General features: G+C 52.8%; 14 protein-coding genes. 2 read left to right on the top strand and 12 right to left on the bottom strand.

Annotated elements, in window-relative coordinates; genetic code table 11:
• Window positions 1-13: 13 nt before the first annotated feature.
• The 4 genes from pyrG to rlmD all read right to left on the bottom strand — a co-directional run bounded on the left by pyrG (window position 14) and on the right by rlmD (window position 6,557).
• Window positions 14-1,651, bottom strand: a complete 1,638-nt coding sequence (gene pyrG, locus BZK40_RS04015) for a glutamine hydrolyzing CTP synthase (protein WP_008785683.1) — start codon at window positions 1,649-1,651, stop codon at window positions 14-16.
• Window positions 1,652-2,001: 350 nt separating this feature from the next.
• The gene (mazG, locus tag BZK40_RS04005; RefSeq protein WP_003825693.1) at window positions 2,002-2,793 is read right to left on the bottom strand and encodes a nucleoside triphosphate pyrophosphohydrolase; all 792 of its coding nucleotides are present in this window, start codon (window positions 2,791-2,793) and stop codon (window positions 2,002-2,004) included.
• 130 nt (window positions 2,794-2,923) lie between these two features.
• Window positions 2,924-5,158, bottom strand: coding sequence for a GTP diphosphokinase (relA, locus tag BZK40_RS04000; protein WP_003825690.1), 2,235 nt, complete (start codon window positions 5,156-5,158; stop codon window positions 2,924-2,926).
• A gap of 100 nt (window positions 5,159-5,258) precedes the next feature.
• The gene (gene rlmD, locus BZK40_RS03995; protein ID WP_008785684.1) at window positions 5,259-6,557 is read right to left on the bottom strand and encodes a 23S rRNA (uracil(1939)-C(5))-methyltransferase RlmD; all 1,299 of its coding nucleotides are present in this window, start codon (window positions 6,555-6,557) and stop codon (window positions 5,259-5,261) included.
• A gap of 57 nt (window positions 6,558-6,614) precedes the next feature.
• On the opposite strand from rlmD, the gene barA reads away from it, so the two are divergent.
• Entirely contained in the window at window positions 6,615-9,371 is a 2,757-nt protein-coding gene (gene barA / locus BZK40_RS03990) for a two-component sensor histidine kinase BarA (RefSeq protein ID WP_048215651.1), read from the top strand.
• Window positions 9,372-9,714: 343 nt separating this feature from the next.
• Here the strand turns inward: barA and BZK40_RS03985 are convergent, their stop codons facing one another.
• The 8 genes from BZK40_RS03985 to syd form a co-directional block, all read right to left on the bottom strand.
• Window positions 9,715-10,857: a glycerate kinase gene (locus BZK40_RS03985; RefSeq protein ID WP_079934188.1), complete on the bottom strand. Its 1,143-nt coding sequence runs from the start codon at window positions 10,855-10,857 to the stop codon at window positions 9,715-9,717.
• A gap of 82 nt (window positions 10,858-10,939) precedes the next feature.
• Complete coding sequence (gene gudD / locus BZK40_RS03980; protein ID WP_079934187.1) at window positions 10,940-12,280, bottom strand: glucarate dehydratase; 1,341 nt, start codon at window positions 12,278-12,280, stop codon at window positions 10,940-10,942.
• 20 nt (window positions 12,281-12,300) lie between these two features.
• A complete protein-coding gene (locus tag BZK40_RS03975; RefSeq protein WP_048215648.1) occupies window positions 12,301-13,641 on the bottom strand; it encodes an enolase C-terminal domain-like protein in 1,341 nt (446 codons plus the stop codon).
• A 2-nt stretch (window positions 13,642-13,643) separates the two neighbouring features.
• Entirely contained in the window at window positions 13,644-14,996 is a 1,353-nt protein-coding gene (gene gudP, locus BZK40_RS03970; RefSeq protein ID WP_048225345.1) for a galactarate/glucarate/glycerate transporter GudP, read from the bottom strand.
• A 343-nt stretch (window positions 14,997-15,339) separates the two neighbouring features.
• Window positions 15,340-15,789, bottom strand: coding sequence for a flavodoxin (locus BZK40_RS03960; protein ID WP_003825676.1), 450 nt, complete (start codon window positions 15,787-15,789; stop codon window positions 15,340-15,342).
• A 19-nt stretch (window positions 15,790-15,808) separates the two neighbouring features.
• On the bottom strand, window positions 15,809-16,591 hold the full coding sequence (truC, locus tag BZK40_RS03955; RefSeq protein ID WP_003825671.1) for a tRNA pseudouridine(65) synthase TruC: 783 nt from the start codon (window positions 16,589-16,591) through the stop codon (window positions 15,809-15,811).
• Entirely contained in the window at window positions 16,591-16,920 is a 330-nt protein-coding gene (locus BZK40_RS03950; protein ID WP_003825670.1) for a YqcC family protein, read from the bottom strand. Before BZK40_RS03950 ends, truC begins: the two co-directional genes overlap by 1 nt.
• Before the next feature lie 632 nt (window positions 16,921-17,552).
• The gene (gene syd, locus BZK40_RS03945) at window positions 17,553-18,098 is read right to left on the bottom strand and encodes a SecY-interacting protein (protein WP_079934186.1); all 546 of its coding nucleotides are present in this window, start codon (window positions 18,096-18,098) and stop codon (window positions 17,553-17,555) included.
• Between the two features lie 68 nt (window positions 18,099-18,166).
• Between syd and queF the strand changes: the two genes are divergently transcribed.
• On the top strand, window positions 18,167-19,015 hold the full coding sequence (gene queF, locus BZK40_RS03940; RefSeq protein WP_003825665.1) for an NADPH-dependent 7-cyano-7-deazaguanine reductase QueF: 849 nt from the start codon (window positions 18,167-18,169) through the stop codon (window positions 19,013-19,015).
• Window positions 19,016-19,070 lie beyond the last annotated feature (55 nt).

The following is a 19,070-nucleotide window of genomic DNA, read 5'->3' as shown; positions in this document are numbered from 1 at the left end:
ACTTATTTACTTCTTACTTCGCCTGACGCTTCTGATGTTCACTGGCGGCTTTCACAAAGCCGGCAAACAGCGGGTGCCCATCACGTGGCGTGGAAGTAAATTCCGGGTGGAACTGACAGGCCACGAACCACGGATGATTCGGTACCTCAATGATCTCGACCAACTGATCATCACCGGAACGGCCTGCAATACGCAGACCCGCAGCTTCAATCTGTTTCAACAGCATATTGTTGACTTCGTAACGGTGGCGATGGCGTTCAACAATTGTCGGCGCGCCGTACAGTTGACGAACCAGGCTATCGTCGCTCAACTGACACTGCTGCGCGCCAAGGCGCATTGTGCCGCCCAAATCGCTCTTCTCGGTACGGATTTCGACGTTGCCGTCTTCATCGCGCCATTCGGTAATCAGGGCCACCACCGGGTACTTACAGTCTGGCACAAATTCCGTGGAGTTGGCGTTATCCATACCCACTACGTTACGTGCAAACTCAATCAACGCAACCTGCATACCCAGGCAAATGCCCAGATAAGGAATATTGTTCTCACGCGCAAAGCGCGCCGTCGCGATTTTACCTTCAACACCACGGTAGCCGAAGCCGCCTGGGATCAGGATTGCATCAAGACCTTTCAGGATCTCAACGCCACGCGTTTCGACATCTTGCGAATCGATCAGCTTGATGTTGACGGTGACACGATTCTTCAGACCACCGTGCTTCAGCGCTTCGATAACTGACTTATAGGCATCCGGCAGTTCAATGTACTTGCCGACCATACCGATAGTCACTTCGCCTGCCGGATTCGCTTCTTCGTAGATAACCTGTTCCCATTCTGACAGATTAGCTTCCGGACAGTTCAAGCTGAATCGTTTACAAATATAATCGTCAAGGCCCTGAGATTTCAACAGGCCCGGGATTTTATAGATGGAATCGACATCTTTCAGAGAAATAACCGCTTTTTCCGGAACGTTACAGAACAATGCAATTTTTGCACGTTCATTAGCCGGAACTGCGCGATCGGAGCGGCAAATCAGGATATCTGGCTGAATACCGATAGAAAGCAGCTCTTTTACAGAGTGCTGAGTCGGTTTAGTTTTGACTTCACCTGCCGCCGCCATGTACGGAACCAGCGTCAGATGCATAAACAGCGTGTGCTCACGGCCAATTTCTACGGCCATCTGGCGAATCGCTTCAAGGAACGGCAGAGATTCGATATCCCCAACGGTTCCGCCGATTTCGACCAGAACAACATCATGACCTTCACCGCCTTCCAGAACGCGCTCTTTAATGGCATTCGTGATGTGCGGGATAACCTGAACTGTTGCGCCCAGGTAGTCGCCACGGCGCTCTTTACGCAGAACGTCGGAGTAGATACGACCCGTAGTGAAGTTGTTGCGGCGGCTCATTTTGGTACGAATGAAACGCTCATAGTGACCCAGGTCCAGGTCGGTTTCAGCGCCGTCTTCGGTAACGAACACTTCCCCGTGTTGGATTGGGCTCATAGTACCTGGATCGACGTTGATGTACGGATCCAGTTTCATCATGGTTACATTGAGGCCACGGGCTTCAAGAATGGCTGCCAGGGAGGCTGCGGCAATGCCTTTTCCCAGAGAGGATACGACCCCGCCGGTCACAAAAATATAGTTCGTTGTCATGCTGGACCTGAGAAGTTAGGGTGAAACGATGGAATTACCAAGACGGGAAAGTAGTATACCCGAACATGACGAGCGCCACAAACTTTCATTATCCCCTCTCCTTCGTTCTTCAAGCCGCACCGGTGTTGGCTTCCTTCACTCACCCCAGTCACATAGCATTTCTATGTTCCTGGGGATTCTTTCAGTCGCCGCCTTGTTGCGACTCGAATAACTCGAAGAGGCAGTATACAAGGTGTTTCATCAACATAACGGGAAGAGAAAATAGCCTCTTTTGGGTAAATGTTTTTGACGTAAATCAAGCGCTTGTTATTTAAAAAATCACACAAATCGCCCTTGACCGACGAAATCCCTTAGAGATCAATTTCCTGCCGTTTTACCTGTTGCCAGACTTCTTCCATAGTTTCCAGATCAACACCAGTCATTTCCAGACCGCGCGAAGCCACAATTCGCTCAACTTCACGAAAACGCCGCTCAAACTTCTCGTTCGCTTTCTGCAATGCGGTCTCTGCTTTAGTGCCTAAATGCCGGGCCATATTAACCGTAGCAAATAGCAGATCGCCCATTTCCTCCTCCAGTTTAGCCTGGTCAACAACAGCCTGCTTAGCCTCAAACATGACTTCGTCGATCTCTTCGTAAACCTTGTCGACAACCGGTCCTAACGTTTTCCAGTCGAAGCCAACATTTGAGCAGCGTTTCTGGATTTTTTGGGCGCGCATTAATGCCGGTAAACTGCGGGGAATATCGTCGAGTGCGGAATGCTGTGCCTTCTGGGCGCGTTCTTCACTTTTGATTTTTTCCCAACGGGTCAAAACCTCAGTACTGTTACTGGCAGAAACATCAGCAAAAACATGTGGATGACGGCGTTCAAGTTTATCGCTTATCGCAGCACAAATATCATCGAAGTTGAAGCGCCCTTCTTCCTGCGCCATCTGGGCGTAAAACACCACCTGGAACAGCAGGTCGCCCAGCTCTCCGCGCAGGTCGTCAAAGTCTTCACGCGCAATCGCGTCCAGCACTTCATAGGTTTCTTCGAGGGTGTAAGGAGCAATAGTGGAGAATGTCTGCTCTTTGTCCCACGGGCAGCCGTTTTCCGGGTCGCGCAGGCGCTGCATAATACCGAGCAGTCGGTCGATTTGATTCATTGGAATGTCCTGAAATTTCAATACAGTAGACCGGATAAGGCGATAGCCGACATCCGGCAACATAGCAATGCCTGATGGCAACGCTAACGCGTCCTATCAGGCCTACAAGGTTATCCGGCCTACAAAATAATTAATTACCGTGCAAGCGACGTGCGTCAATCACATCCGGTACCTGGTTCAGCTTGCCGAGCACGCGCCCAAGCACCTGCAGGTTATAAATTTCGATGGTCATATCGATGGTGGCCAGCTGTTGTTTGGTATCACTTCGGCTGGCAACTCCCAGCACGTTCACCTTCTCGTTGGCGAGAATCGTGGTGATATCACGTAACAAGCCGCTGCGATCGTTGGCCTGGACGCGAACCACCAGCGAATACCCTGCCGAGTAGCTTTCACCCCAGACTGCATCAACAATACGTTCCGGCGCATGGGAGCGCAGCTCAGCCAGCTGTTCACAATCCGCCCGGTGCACGGAAATACCGCGTCCCTGGGTAATAAACCCGACAATCTCATCGCCTGGAATCGGCTGGCAGCAGCGGGCGATGTGGTGCATCAGGTTACCTACCCCTTCCACCACCACACGACCGTCGTCTTTACGACGGCTCTGCGGTGCCTGCGTTTTCTGCTGAAGCTGTTTCAGCGCGGCGGCATCCTGTTCGGCAGCGCTTGGCTTATTAAACTGCGCCTGCAGGAAGTTCACCATTTGGTTGAGGCGGATGTCTCCTCCGCCAATCGCCGCCAGCAACTCGTCCAGCTCATTGAAGCTGTAGCGCGGCAGCAGGTGTTTTTCCGCCTCTTTCAGGCTGATACCTAAATGCGCCAGTTCATCGTCGAGGATCTGGCGACCAGCAAGGATGTTTTTGTCGCGGTCCTGTTTACGGAACCAGGCGTGGATCTTCGAACGCCCACGACTGGTGGTTACGTAGCCAAGGTTAGGATTCAGCCAGTCGCGGCTTGGGTTTGGCTGTTTCTGGGTGATAATTTCAATTTGATCGCCCATCTGCAGCTGGTAGGTAAACGGTACGATGCGCCCACCAATTTTCGCGCCAATGCATCGATGCCCCACATCGCTATGAATGTGGTAAGCAAAATCGAGCGGCGTGGAGCCCGCAGGTAAGTCCACAACGTCGCCTTTTGGCGTAAAGACGTACACGCGGTCATCAAAGACCTGGCTACGGACTTCATCCAGCATTTCACCGGAATCTGCCATCTCTTCCTGCCAGGCGATCAGCTTACGCAGCCACGCAATGCGATCTTCATGACCAGAACGCGCCGCGCCTGAAGCGGTGCCCTCTTTGTACTTCCAGTGCGCCGCGACGCCCAGTTCGGCATCTTCGTGCATCTGTTTTGTACGGATCTGAATTTCGATGGTTTTCCCGCCCGGCCCCAGTACAACCGTATGGATTGACTGGTAGCCATTGGGTTTCGGATTTGCAACGTAATCATCGAACTCATCCGGCAGATGGCGATAGTGAGTATGTACTATCCCGAGTGCGGCATAGCAGTCCTGTAAACGCTCTGCCACGATACGCACTGCGCGTACATCGAACAGTTCATCGAAGGCCAACTGCTTTTTCTGCATTTTGCGCCAGATGCTGTAGATATGCTTCGGACGTCCATACACTTCGGCTTTGACGCCTTCCGTTTTCATCTCTGAGCGCAAATGACCGACGAACTCATCAATGTAATGTTCCCTGTCGATACGACGTTCATGCAGCAGCTTGGCAATGCGTTTGTATTCAGCCGGGTGCAGATAACGGAAGCAATAATCTTCCAGCTCCCATTTTAATTGCCCGATTCCCAAACGGTTGGCCAGCGGTGCATAGATATTGGTGCACTCTTTTGCCGCCAGAACGCGTTCATCTTCCGGCGCATCTTTCACTTCACGCAGATGGGCAATCCGCTCTGCCAGCTTGATGACCACACAGCGGAAGTCATCCACCATTGCCAGCAGCATGCGACGGACGTTATCGACCTGCTCGGAAGAAACTGAATCGGTATGCGTGGCTTTAAGCTGGCGTATCGCCGCCATATCACGCACACCGTGGATAAGATGAACAATGGATTTGCCCACGCTCTCGCGCAGGATGTCTTCACTGACCACGTTGGCATCAGCCAGAGGGAACAGCATTGCTGCACGCAGCGTGTCGATATCCATGCTCAACATAGAGAGAATTTCTACCATCTCCACGCCACGCCACAGCAGCAGATCCGCATCCGGATGCCCCTGTGTCTGCTGGAGGCAGTACGCCCAGGTTTCGGCTAAGCGTTCACACGACTGCTGGCTGGAGATCCCCAGACTCGCGATCCATTTCTTTGGATCAAACTCACCAGCTTTATTTATATGTGCACTTCTTACCGCAACCATTGTCCTCTCCTTAAGGGGCCAGGCCTGTCGAAGTCGACAAGCCCTACCCATTGTCTTTCATGCTGCATTACAACCCTAAATCCAATGGGTACAAAATTCATTACAAACGCTCAAACAGGACCATTGATTCCAGGTGTCCAGTGTGCGGAAACATATCGAGCATCGCCAGTCGCCGTATGGCGTATCCAGCGTTGAGCAAAGCATCGCTGTCACGAGCCAGCGTTGCTGGGTTACAGGATACATAAACAACGCGTATAGGTTCTAATTTTATAATATGTTGCATCACACCTGCAGCCCCCGCACGCGCAGGATCGAGCAATACTTTGTCGAATCCGTTTTTCGCCCACGGCTGTCGGGTAACATCTTCCTCAAGGTTTTCATGAAAGAATGTCACATTGTGTAATCCGTTATTCAGCGCGTTTTCTCGGCCTTTTTCCACCAACGCAGGAACACCTTCTACGCCAACCACGCTTGCTGCCCGAGTTGCCAGCGGTAGGGTAAAATTACCCATTCCACAGAACAGATCGAGTACACGATCTTCAGGTTGCACATCGAGCCATTCCAGCGCACGGGCGACCATTTGTTGGTTTACCCCTTCATTGACCTGAATAAAATCGCGCGGGCTGAAGGTTAACCGTAGTCCATTTGAATCATACCAGGGCGATTCTTCTGATATTGATTCCAGTATCTCGCTTTGCGGGGCCAGAAACAAAGACAGCCCCTGAGAATGCGAAAAGCATTCCAGTTTTTCTTTATCCGCAGCACTCAATGGCGCCGTGTGGCGCAAAATCATCAGGGTTCCGCTTCCCGCCTGCACCAGTTCGACATGGCCAAGATGGCGTAACCCTTGCAGACTTTCCAGACACGCTCTGAGATGGGGTAATAACGCCTCAAGCTGGGGCACCAAAATAGGGCATTGTTTGACATCGATAATGTCGCTGGAACCGGATTTGCGAAACCCCATCTGCAATTTTTGTTCTTTTGGCCGATAGTTCAGACTCAAACGTGCGCGACGACGATAGCCCCACGGGGCATCAGCTATAACATCCGACACCTCACATTTCATTAAACGCGACAACGCTGCGCTTTTGCTACGCTGCTGCAATGAGATGCTGGCATGCTGCTGCTGGCAACCGCCGCACACGCCAAAATGCGGGCAACGTGGCACTTCACGCTGTGGGCTGTCGTTTAAACGTCGTTTTACTTGCGCGCGGGCAAACTGTTTTTTATCTTCGGTAATCACCACCTCGGCGCTTTCCTGGGGTAGCAATTCCGGTATAAACAACGCCTTTCCGTTATGGCGAGCGACGCCCTGACCAAAAGGATCGAGGTCATTGACGGTAACGGTTATGATCTGACGCGTCGTCACGCGTCGTTTTGCAGAGTAGAATTGCGCCATCGACGAGATATTTCTCTATTTAACAGTGTGACCCTAATTGTCCCATAACGGAACTCCATGACCAACTACAGCCTGCGCGCACGCATGATGATTCTGATCCTGGCCCCGACCGTCCTGATAGGTTTGTTGCTCAGTATCTTTTTTGTTGTGCATCGCTATAACGACTTGCAGCGTCAACTGGAAGATGCTGGTGCCAGCATCATTGAACCACTCGCGGTCTCCAGCGAATATGGCATGAACCTGCAAAACAGGGAATCCATCGGCCAGCTTATCAGCGTGCTGCATCGTCGCCATTCCGATATCGTGCGGGCAATTTCTGTTTATGACGAAAATAACCGACTGTTCGTCACCTCAAATTTTCATCTCGATCCGTCTGAAATGCAGTTGGCGACAGGTTCACCGTTTCCCCGGAAGCTGAGCGTCACCCGGCACGGGGATATCATGATCCTGCGAACCCCTATTATATCGGAAAGCTATTCACCGGATGAATCCGCCGTAAGCGACGCCAAAAACACCAAAAATATGCTGGGGTATGTGGCGCTTGAGCTGGACCTTAAGTCCGTACGATTGCAGCAGTACAAAGAGATCTTTATCTCCAGCGTAATGATGCTGTTTTGTATTGGTATTGCGTTAATTTTCGGCTGGCGTCTGATGCGCGACGTGACCGGCCCGATTCGCAATATGGTGAATACCGTTGACCGAATACGTAGAGGACAGCTCGACAGCCGCGTGGAAGGTTTCATGCTGGGCGAGCTGGATATGCTTAAAAATGGCATCAACTCGATGGCTATGTCTCTCGCTGCTTACCATGAAGAGATGCAGCACAACATCGATCAGGCCACCTCTGACCTGCGCGAAACGCTGGAGCAGATGGAAATCCAGAACGTCGAACTGGATCTGGCGAAGAAACGCGCCCAGGAAGCGGCACGTATTAAGTCTGAGTTTCTGGCAAACATGTCCCACGAGCTGCGAACACCGCTGAATGGCGTGATTGGCTTCACCCGTCTGACGCTAAAAACCGAGCTCAACACCACACAGCGCGATCACCTGAATACCATTGAACGCTCGGCTAACAATCTGCTGGCCATCATCAATGATGTACTCGACTTCTCCAAACTTGAGGCGGGCAAGCTGATTCTGGAAAGCATTCCGTTCCCGCTGCGCAGCACGCTGGATGACGTCGTTACGCTGTTAGCGCATTCATCCCATGATAAAGGGCTTGAGCTGACGCTGAATATTAAGAATGACGTACCGGACAACGTCATCGGTGACCCGCTGCGTTTACAGCAGGTGATCACCAATCTGGTCGGCAACGCCATCAAATTTACCGAAGGCGGCAACATCGACATTCTGGTCGAGAAGCGAGCCCTTAGTAACACGAAAGTGCAAATTGAAGTACAAATCCGCGATACCGGGATCGGTATTCCTGAGCGCGATCAATCCCGTCTGTTCCAGGCTTTCCGTCAGGCGGATGCCAGTATTTCCCGGCGTCATGGCGGAACCGGGCTAGGTCTGGTCATTACGCAAAAACTGGTCAACGAAATGGGTGGGGATATCTCCTTCCACAGCCAACCTAATCGGGGTTCCACGTTCTGGTTCCATATCAGCCTCGATCTCAACCCTAACGTGCTTATTGATCGTTCGACAACCCGATGCCTTGCCGGTAAACGATTGGCCTACGTCGAACCTAACGCCACCGCCGCACAATGCACGTTAGATATCTTGAGTGAAACACCGCTGGAGGTGATTTACAGCCCTTCGTTCTCCGGGTTGCCAGCGGAGCACTACGACATTCTGTTGCTGGGCATTCCGGTCACTTTGCGCGAACCACTCACCATGCAGCATGAGCGGCTGGCAAGCGCAGCAGCGATGACCGACTTCCTGTTGCTAGCCTTGCCTTGTCATGCACAAATTAACGCTGAGAAATTGAAACAGGGCGGCGCGGCGGCGTGTCTGTTGAAACCTCTCACCTCAACCCGTTTACTGCCTGCGCTGACAGAGTATTGTCAGCTAAACCACAGCGCGGATCCGCTGCTGTTAGATGAAAGCAAAATTGCGATGACCGTCATGGCGGTAGACGACAACCCGGCGAACCTCAAGCTGATTGGCGCATTGCTGGAAGATAAGGTACAGCACGTCGTGCTGTGTGACAGCGGGCATCAGGCGGTGGATCGCGCCAGACAAATGCCGTTTGACCTGATCCTGATGGATATTCAGATGCCAGACATGGACGGTATTCGTGCCTGCGAACTGATCCACCAGCTTCCTCATCAACAGCAGACACCGGTCATTGCGGTCACCGCACACGCCATGGCCGGGCAGAAAGAGAAGCTGCTCAGCGCCGGGATGAACGATTACCTGGCGAAGCCTATCGAGGAAGATAAGCTGCATAATCTGCTGTTACGTTACAAACCGGGCGCAAGCACATCGCTGCGGGCACTCACCGCAGAACCTCTTGAGCCGGTCGTCAATCCGAACACGACGCTCGACTGGCAACTGGCATTAAGGCAAGCCGCGGGTAAGAACGATTTGGCGCGGGATATGCTGCAAATGCTGATCGATTTTCTGCCTGAGGTGCGTAACAAAATCGAAGAGCAACTGGTCGGAGAGAACCCCGAAGGGCTAGTGGATATGATTCACAAGCTGCACGGCAGTTGCGGTTATAGTGGTGTCCCCCGCATGAAAAACCTGTGTCAGCTCATTGAACAACAGCTACGCAGTGGAACCAAAGAAGAAGAGCTGGAACCTGAATTTTTAGAGCTTCTGGATGAAATGGACAACGTTGCGCGCGAAGCGAAACGGATATTGGGGTGATATTCGCCGGATGCGGCGTAAACGCCTTATCCGGCCTACAGGTTTCGCTGTTTACTGTAGACCCGATAAACGTCGTGCATCGGGCACATCGCCGGATGCGGCGTAAACGTCCGGCCTACAGGTTTCGCTGTTTACCGTAGGCCCGATAAGCGTCGTGCATCGGGCACATCGCCGGATGCGGCGTAAACGCCTTATCCAGCCTACAGGCTTCGCTGTTTGCCGTAGGCCCGATAAGCGTCGCGCATCGGGTAGTAAACGCCTTATCCGGCCTACAGGTTTCGCTGTTTGCCGTAGGCCCGATAAGCGTCGCGCATCGGGCACATCGACGAATGCGGCTAACAACTCAGCGTAATTGCTGCCCTGCTTTGAGCGTTGCGGCTACGTTTCGCGCCGTCATTCGTACGTTGTCGCTCGCGTTCTTCAGCGCCTCATCCAGGGTACAAATGGAGTAGATGACGCTGAAAACCGCATCCAGCCCATGCTCGTGTACGACCCCCACATCGGCCGTCAGGCTACCTGCGATACCGATAACCGGCTTGTTGTAACGCTTTGCGACCTTCGCCACGCCAACCGGAACCTTACCGTGAATGGTCTGACTATCAATGCGCCCTTCACCTGTGACCACTAAATCCGCATCCGCAACGCAGGCATCAAGGTGTAACGCATCGGTCACTATCTCAATACCGCAGCGTAACTGTGCGCCGCAAAACGCATACAGCGCCGCCCCCATACCACCCGCCGCACCACCACCGGCCAGATCCAGCACGTTGACGTCCAGATCGCGGGCAATGAGTTGCGCATAGTGCGTGAGCGCCCGATCCAGGCGGGTAATCATCTCCGGCGTCGCCCCTTTTTGCGGACCAAAAACCGCAGATGCGCCCTCTTTTCCAGTCAACGGGTTGGTCACATCGCAAGCCACTTCTATAAGGCACCCGGCAAGACGGCTGTCTAACTGAGAAATATCAATCTGGGACAGAGATTCCAGACCGATTCCGCCTTGCGCAATTTCGTTATTTTGCGCATCCAGCAGTTTTGCTCCCAGCGCTTGCACCATCCCGGCACCGCCATCATTGGTGGCGCTACCGCCAATCCCAATGATGATATGCTCAACGCCAGCGTCCAGCGCATGACGGATTAACTCCCCGGTTCCCCAGGATGTCGTTTTCAGCGGATCGCGTAACCCCACAGGAACCTGTTCCAGTCCGCTGGCGGCCGCCATTTCGATAAACGCCGAGCGCTCATCACCAGATAAACCATAAAATGCCTGAATTGTGTTGCCCAAAGGGCCGGTAACATCAACATGCACAAGGTGACCTTGCGTTGCGGCAACCATCGCTTCGGCCGTTCCTTCACCGCCATCTGCAACCGGAATCTTCACGTAATCCGCATCGGGCCAGATCTCACGAAACCCCAGCTCTATAGCCGTTGCCACCTCAAGCGCACTCAAACTTTCCTTATAGGAATCGGGTGCGATTACTATTTTCATAAAGCATCCTTACGCATGTTGATTATGTTAAGCATACACCAGGAGCAAAACCGCTCACTCTATAGGAGCGGTCCTGGATCACTTAGCGAACCATGCACGGACGCTTATTATCAAACGTCCAGTTCGGGATAAGATACTGCATACCCATCGCATCATCACGCGCACCCAGTCCATGTTGCTGGTACAGCTCATGCGCTTTCATGACCTGATCCATATCCAGCGCCACGCCCAGACCCGGTTTTGCCGGAACCTGCACCATGCCGCCTTTGATTTCAAACGGCTCTTTGGTCAAGCGCTGGTTGCCTTCCTGCCAGATCCAGTGGGTGTCGATAGCGGTAATTTTTCCTGGAGCCGCCGCCGCAACATGCGTAAACATCGCCAGCGAAATATCAAAGTGGTTGTTAGAGTGCGATCCCCAGGTCAGCCCGAACTCATGGCACATCTGCGCCACACGGACAGAACCCTGCATAGTCCAGAAGTGCGGGTCCGCCAGTGGGATATCCACAGACTGCAACGACAGCGTATGCCCCATCTGACGCCAGTCGGTGGCGATCATGTTGGTGGCGGTCGGCAGACCGGTGGCGCGGCGGAACTCCGCCATCACTTCACGACCAGAGAAGCCCTGCTCGGCACCGCACGGATCTTCCGCATAGGCCAGAGAACCCTTCAGATATTTGCCGATCTTAATCGCTTCATTTAGCGACCACGCGCCGTTCGGATCCAGCGTGACGCGGGCCTGCGGAAAGCGTTTCGCTAGCGCGACAATAGATTCCGCTTCTTCTTCCCCGGCCAGTACTCCGCCTTTCAGTTTAAAGTCGTTGAAACCATACTTCTCATACGCGGCTTCCGCCAGGCGCACTACCGCATCCGGGGTCATCGCTTCTTCATGACGCAGACGATACCAGTCGCATTTATCATCCGGCTGACTCTGGTACGGCAGCGGCGTTGCCTTACGGTTACCCACGAAGAACAGATAACCCAACATTTCAACTTCGCTACGCTGCTGTCCATCCCCCAGCAAAGAGGCGACGTTTACGCCCAGATGCTGACCTAACAGATCCAACATGGCCGCTTCGATCCCTGTAACCACATGAATAGTGGTACGTAAATCGAAGGTCTGCAAACCGCGACCGCCCGCATCACGATCGGCAAAAGTATTGCGTACTGCATTCAGCACATTTTTATATTCGCCTAACGTTTTGCCTACCACCAACGGGATCGCATCTTCCAGCGTTTTGCGGATTTTTTCGCCGCCGGGAATTTCACCCACGCCGGTATGACCGGAGTTATCTTTAATAATCACAATATTGCGCGTGAAGAACGGAGCATGTGCGCCGCTCAGGTTCATCAGCATGCTGTCATGACCCGCAACCGGAATAACCTGCATAGAGGTAACCAATGGGGTAGAAAATTGTGCGCTCATAATTAAGTCCTTATTCAAAATTAGTGGCGGCCGAAAACGGGACGTTTACGGTCAAAAGTCCATCCGGGGATCAGATACTGCATTGGGCCTGCGTCATTACGCGCACCGCCGGGCAGCGCCTTATAGGCTTCATGCGCTTTCTGTACCTGATCCCAGTCCAGTTCCACGCCCAGACCGGGCGCATCGGGTACCGCAATTTTTCCGTTTTTAATCTCCAGCGGATTTTTGGTCAGGCGGCAATCGCCCTCCTGCCAGATCCAGTGGGTATCAATAGCCGTTGGATTACCCGGTGCAGCCGCGCCAACGTGGGTGAACATCGCCAGGGAAATATCAAAATGATTGTTAGAATGGCAGCCCCAGGTCAGGCCCCAGTCGTCGCATAACTGTGCCACGCGTACCGCGCCAGAAAGGGTCCAGAAGTGCGGATCGGCCAGCGGAATATCTACTGAATTCAGCATCACCGCATGGCCCATTTCACGCCAGTTGGTGGCTATCATGTTCGTTGCTACCGGCAGACCGGTTGCACGGCGGAACTCGGCCATCACTTCGCGGCCAGAAAAACCCTGTTCAGCGCCGCATGGATCTTCAGCGTAGGTCAGAACATCGTTCAGCCCTTTACACAGGGAGATGGCTTCATCCAGCAGCCAGGCACCGTTGGGATCAACCGTAATACGCGCATCCGGGAAGCATTTTTTCAGCGCACGAGCGGTGTCGATTTCCTGCTCGCCAGGCAGTACACCGCCCTTGAGTTTGAAATCTTTAAAGCCGTAGCGATCCTGCGAAGCCTGAGCCAGACGTACCACAGCCTCACTGTTCATCGCTTGCTGATGACGCAGGTGATACCACTCATGGTTTCCCGGCGTACTTTCCAGATACGGTAAATCGGTCTTTGTGCGATCACCCACGTAGAACAGATAGCCGAGTACGGTGACCGCATCGCGCTGCTTGCCCGGCCCTAACAGTTCACAAACCGGCACGTTCAGCGCCTTACCCAGCAGGTCGAGCAATGCGGCTTCCAGCGCTGCTACCGCATTGACCCGTAGTTCAAAGGTCCAGGCGCCTTTGCCAAAGGTGTCAAAATCAGCGGCCTGATTGCCTTTATGCACCTGCTGCACCACCTTATTCAGGCGCGCCACTTCCTGGCCCAACACCTGCGGAATCGCATCCACCAGCGTCTGATAAATCACTTCACCACCAGGCGCTTCACCGACACCGGTGTTTCCGGCATTATCGGTGAGCACCACGATATTACGAGTAAAGTATGCGTTATGCGCGCCGCCAATATTGAGCAGCATGCTGTCATGACCGGCCACCGGGATGACCTTCATATCGGTAATAACGGGACTCGATTGTGTTGTCATCATCATTGTCCTGCGACAGGTTTCAGTTCGATACGTTTAATATCGCCCACCAGCACCAGATAGCTCACCACCGCAATCAGCGCATGTACCCCGACGTAAATCAACGCGCCGTTAAACGAGCCGGTAGTCCCGACGATGTAGCCGATAGCAATTGGCGTGACGATGCCGGAGATGTTGCCAAACATGTTGAACAAACCGCCGCTCAGACCGCTGATCTCTTTAGGTGCGGTATCAGCCATCACCGCCCATCCCAGCGCACCGATACCTTTGCCGAAGAAGGCCAGCGCCATAAAGCCGATGATCATCCACTCCACATTGACGTAGTTACAGAACACCATCACCATCGACAGCAGCATACCGAGTACGATTGGCGTTTTACGGGCGATATTCAGCGAACCGGTACGGCGCATCAACCAGTCGGAAATAATGCCGCCGAGCACGCCGCCGGCGAATCCGCAAATGGCCGGAACCGAAGCAACAAAGCCAGCTTTCAAAATCGACATACCGCGAGCCTGCACCAGATAAACCGGGAACCAGGTGATAAAGAAGTAGGTCAGCGCGTTAATGCAGTACTGGCCGATGTAAATCCCGATCATCATCCGTGAACCCAGCAGCTGTTTGATTTGCCCCCACTTCACGCTAAACGGCACTTTGGTTTTGGCTGCCGCCTGATCCATGTTGATCAGCGCCCCACCTTCGGCAATGTAATCCAGCTCTTTTTGGTTTACGCCCGGGTGCTGGTTCGGTTCATGAATCACCTTCAGCCAGACGAAGCTGATAACAATCCCAAGACCGCCCATAAAGAAGAACACGTGCGACCAACCCACTTCGTGGGTCAGCCAACCCATGATTGGCGCGAAGATAACGGTGGCAAAGTATTGCGCAGAGTTAAAGATAGCGACCGCCGTGCCCCTTTCCTGTGCCGGGAACCACGCCGCCACAATACGACTGTTGCCGGGGAAGGAGGGCGCTTCAGCTAAACCGACGAGGAAACGCAGGGTAAACAGCGCAACGATAATGCCGAAACCACTGAAGATATCGACAAAACCCTGCAACAGGGTAAACATGGACCAAATAAAGATGGACCAGAAATAAACGCGTTTTGAACCAAAGCGGTCGAGCAACCAGCCGCCGGGGATCTGGCCGATAACATAGGCCCATGAGAAAGCGGAGAATACATACCCCATCCCTACCGCATCCAGACCAATGTCTTTGGCCATCTCCGAACCGGCAATGGATAAGGTGGCGCGATCACCGTAGTTGAAGGATGTGACGATAAACAGCATCACCACTATCCAGTAGCGAGCGTTAGTGCGTTTTTCCGCGCTGCTCGCCGCCTGACTTAATGAACTCATTGTTGCACTCCTGAATCCTGGCTTTCGCCAGTTCATTCTGTACAGCACCTGTAGGGTGATCAGAATGAGAGGTTAGTGTGTGGCAGTGTTGGTACAGCTCAGGGCCGTTTTATTCTGACTCGCTGCCATTCCGGGAACTGACGGGAAAAGTATATGAAGGAGTGCCACTGACCCTCACCGTGCATGAACACAACATTAGGGAGGCAGTGAGAAGTTGTTTGGGGCATAAGCCCAAAGTAGTGGAAGTTAGTTCACGTAATTGGGGTTTTATTGCCGGGTGGCGGCTTCGCCTGGCCCGGCTTGCGGTTCAAATGGGGGTTGCATGCCCGTACGAGCGAGGGAGTTATTTAAGCAAGGTTCCCCAGTTTTCTACCCAGGGATTGGATTCGCTTTCCGGTTCAGGATGCTCGCTGGCATCAATCAGCAGCATTTCTCCTACACGGTGGGCGCTTTGTTCCTGCAACAAGGCATCGAACTGTTTGCCGCCATTGCAGAAATTAACGTAGCTACTGTCGCCCAGCCCAATTACCCCGTAATGCAGATTTGGCTGGAAACCGAGATTATCTTTGATCCCCTGAAACAGCGGCACGATGCTATCCGGCAGATCGCCCTGCCCGGTCGTGGAAGTCACCACCAGTACATATTTATCCTGATATGCCTGCCAGTCGCTAAGCTCCGGATCTTCGAACACCGTAGCTTTATGACCCTGCGCCGTCAAAATAGCTTCGGCCTCTTCGGCAACCAGCAGCGCGTTTCCGTACATCGTGCCGACAAAAATTCCAATTTCCGCCATAACCGTAATCTCCTGGGACTTAAGAATCTATCTGCTCATCCTGACCTGACAGCCCGCTGAACTCAACCCTTTCATTCTCAGGGAGAAGTCCACGCCAGCCAAACTGTGATAACGCCTGCATCCAGACGTCATCCAGTCCGGCGCGAATAACCAGCGGTTCGCCGGTGAAAGGATGGGTCAGCGCAAGCTGGCTGGCATGCAGCATTAATCGCTGACAACCAAAATGCTCTGCGGCGCTGCGATTTTGCCGCAAATCACCGTGCTTGCTGTCGCCGATAATCGGATGGCGCAAGTGCGCCAGATGGCGTCTGAGCTGGTGCTTGCGACCGGTTTTAGGATCCAGCTCCACCAGCCCGTAACGAGTAGTCGGATAACGCCCGGTCGCTACCGGCATTTCTACCGTTGCCAGGCCACGATAATGGGTGACAGCAGGCTGCGGGCCTTTATCATCGCGGGCAAACTTATCGGCAATCTTATCCAGCTCTTCGACCAGCGGGTAATCCAGCACGGCATCATCCATCAGCCAGCCACGCACAATCGCATGATAGCGTTTCTGAATTTGATGATGTTCAAACTGCTGGGACAGCAAACGCCCGGCTTCGCTGGACAGTCCCATCAGCAGCACGCCGGAGGTTGGTCTGTCGAGTCGATGGGCGGTAAATACGTGCTGACCAATTTGGTCGCGCACCGTTTGCATCACCACCACTTTCTCATCCCGGTCGAGCCAACTGCGGTGAACCAACCAGCCCGAAGGTTTATTGACGGCGACCAGCCATTCGTCCTGATAAAGAATTTCCAGCATCAGGCGTTATCACTTGTAAACAGCGCATCCAGCTCCTGCAATGCCGCCAGAAGAATGTCGCGTTGCGGGTGATCGGCTGCCAGCGCCATTTCGTAATACGGTGCGACGGCAAAAGCCTGCGGAAGCGGCTGCGCGTTATCAATCAACGTATGCATGCGGGGAATCAACACCCACTGCAGCCACTCGACCGGTTCCATGGTATCCATACAAAAAGGCTGCGTACTGGTAAACAGATGCTCTGCTGGCTCATCCATCCGCCAGTGATGATGTTCACGCAGTAGCGCTTCAAGTGCGTGTAACTGCTGGCGCACACGGTCATGAGTCGTCATGAAATTAACCTCAATGATGAAAAAATCTGGCGCGAAGAATAGCACTAGTGAAGGGAAATAAAAAAAGGGAGCACTGTAAAAACAGTGCTCCCGGTTCGTTTCGCAGCATTCCAGCTACTTTTAGTGCTCCCTGCTCATCCTTGACAACTTTTCCTGTGGTCTTGCGACCGTGTTCATCCTGAACTTTTGCATCCTGCTCACATCACCCCGATGTGAAAACTTCATCCTGAAGTATCCTGGCCATCCAGACCCGCCGAACATCCTGACCGGCTCTCATTCTCCATCCTGGAGGTGTCCTTTAACGCATCCAGCGTCTTCCTCTTTGCTTCGTCCTGAAGCCTGTCCTTGCAACACCGTCCTGGTGTGTCCTGGCGAAGAGCCATCATCCTGATGTTCTCTTCGTTGTGCGACTCCTTGTCGACAGATATAGAATCGCCTGTTTCGCTTTGTCTTACAAGATGCTTACAGGCTTACCCTTATGATTATTTTCATATGAAAGTTGACAATAAAACACTAACCAATTGAATAATAATAAATTATTATTTTATCAATTCATTAAGTCTTTACTTATCACCTGGCAATGTCCTACAGGGTTTGTAAGAGATCTCTCACAAGATTCAGGGCAAACTGGATTACAGAACTGGCTTAAGTTGAGTGAGGAATTCCGCAAGTGAGGCCGCCAGCACCGTTCGTTTACGGGTTCCCAGCGTTTCTTTGCATACTTCACCGGACAGATTGCACACCGAAATGACGTCAAGCTCATTATCTTGTGTGGCAATAAAAAGCGTAGGTGATAGCCTGAGGCGCTTTTGCGTAACCAGATGACCAATCAGGTTTTCCTGAACGCGCCTGAAGTCATCTTCACTCCAGGTTTGCAGCAGCGTGAGCTTTTCATCCGCAAACTGCGCGTGCATATCACCAGCAAACTGGGTGGTGTAAAAAGCGTGAACGGCAGGTTGTACCACAATATCAAAGGCCCGTTCAACCGCATTGAGGTTATTTTCGCCGACAAAAGGTTGAGGCTGCCAAAATACCGCATCGTCTGTGGAAGAAATGATACACGGAGAAGGTACGCCATACAGCTCTTCGCTGAGCGGCCAACTGTTGTTTTTTTCATGCCATGCGTCGCAATAACGCGTCGTAAAGGCTATCAACGCCTGCGCTGTCAATTCGTCCACTGATTTCTCTCTTCACAAAAGCCAGGATACACTTGTCGCATAGTGTATCTGGTTTATGACGGTGAAACATGTCCTCTTATGAAAATCATCAGGCGCTTAACGGCCTGACACTCGGTAAATCAACGGATTACCGAGACAATTACGATGCAAGTCTGTTGCAGGGCGTTCCGCGCAGCCTGAATCGCGACCCGCTGGATTTAAAGGCCGATAACTTGCCTTTTCACGGTGCGGATATCTGGACGCTATATGAACTGTCGTGGCTGAATGCCAACGGCTTACCGCAGGTCGCGGTCGGTCACGTGGAACTGGATTACACCAGCGTAAATCTGATTGAGTCGAAAAGCTTTAAGCTTTACCTGAACAGTTTTAACCAGACGCGTTTTGATTCCTGGGACGCGGTACGCCAGACGCTGGAAAACGATCTGCGCGCCTGCGCTCAGGGCGATGTCAGCGTGGCGCTGTACCGCCTTGACGAACTGGAAGGGCAGCCGATAGCCCACTTTAATGGGACCTGTATCGACAATCAGGATATCGTCATCGACAACTATCAGTTCAGCACTGCGTATCTGGAAAATGCCGTGAGCGGTGAAAAGGCAGTCGAAGAGACGCTGGTCAGCCACCTGCTGAAATCCAACTGTCTGATCACCCACCAGCCCGACTGGGGCTCCATACAAATTCAGTATCGTGGACGGAAAATCGACAGAGAGAAGCTGCTGCGTTATCTGGTCTCCTTCCGCCACCATAATGAATTTCATGAGCAGTGCGTGGAACGTATTTTCAATGACATTCTGCGCTTCTGCCAGCCAGAGAAACTGAGCGTCTATGCACGCTACACGCGACGTGGCGGCCTGGACATTAACCCATGGCGCACCAACACCGATTTCACTCCGGCAACCGGTCGTCTGGTACGTCAGTAATCTTTTTTCTCAATTTTGCGTGCCGGATTCCGCGCGCAAGGTTGTGAAAGGTCAT

The sequence above is a fragment of the Citrobacter portucalensis genome (assembly GCF_002042885.1).
In the GTDB taxonomy this organism is placed as follows: Bacteria; Pseudomonadota; Gammaproteobacteria; order Enterobacterales; family Enterobacteriaceae; genus Citrobacter; species Citrobacter portucalensis.
This window is presented reverse-complemented; position numbering and strand designations above follow the sequence as displayed.

Coding starts and splice junctions, on each gene's coding strand:
- pyrG (WP_008785683.1), bottom strand. CDS start 1,651: ATGACAACGAACTATATTTTTGTGACCGGCGGGGTCGTATCCTCTCTG.
- mazG (WP_003825693.1), bottom strand. CDS start 2,793: ATGAATCAAATCGACCGACTGCTCGGTATTATGCAGCGCCTGCGCGAC.
- relA (WP_003825690.1), bottom strand. CDS start 5,158: ATGGTTGCGGTAAGAAGTGCACATATAAATAAAGCTGGTGAGTTTGAT.
- rlmD (WP_008785684.1), bottom strand. CDS start 6,557: ATGGCGCAATTCTACTCTGCAAAACGACGCGTGACGACGCGTCAGATC.
- barA (WP_048215651.1), top strand. CDS start 6,615: ATGACCAACTACAGCCTGCGCGCACGCATGATGATTCTGATCCTGGCC.
- BZK40_RS03985 (WP_079934188.1), bottom strand. CDS start 10,857: ATGAAAATAGTAATCGCACCCGATTCCTATAAGGAAAGTTTGAGTGCG.
- gudD (WP_079934187.1), bottom strand. CDS start 12,280: ATGAGCGCACAATTTTCTACCCCATTGGTTACCTCTATGCAGGTTATT.
- BZK40_RS03975 (WP_048215648.1), bottom strand. CDS start 13,641: ATGACAACACAATCGAGTCCCGTTATTACCGATATGAAGGTCATCCCG.
- gudP (WP_048225345.1), bottom strand. CDS start 14,996: ATGAGTTCATTAAGTCAGGCGGCGAGCAGCGCGGAAAAACGCACTAAC.
- BZK40_RS03960 (WP_003825676.1), bottom strand. CDS start 15,789: ATGGCGGAAATTGGAATTTTTGTCGGCACGATGTACGGAAACGCGCTG.
- truC (WP_003825671.1), bottom strand. CDS start 16,591: ATGCTGGAAATTCTTTATCAGGACGAATGGCTGGTCGCCGTCAATAAA.
- BZK40_RS03950 (WP_003825670.1), bottom strand. CDS start 16,920: ATGACGACTCATGACCGTGTGCGCCAGCAGTTACACGCACTTGAAGCG.
- queF (WP_003825665.1), top strand. CDS start 18,167: ATGTCCTCTTATGAAAATCATCAGGCGCTTAACGGCCTGACACTCGGT.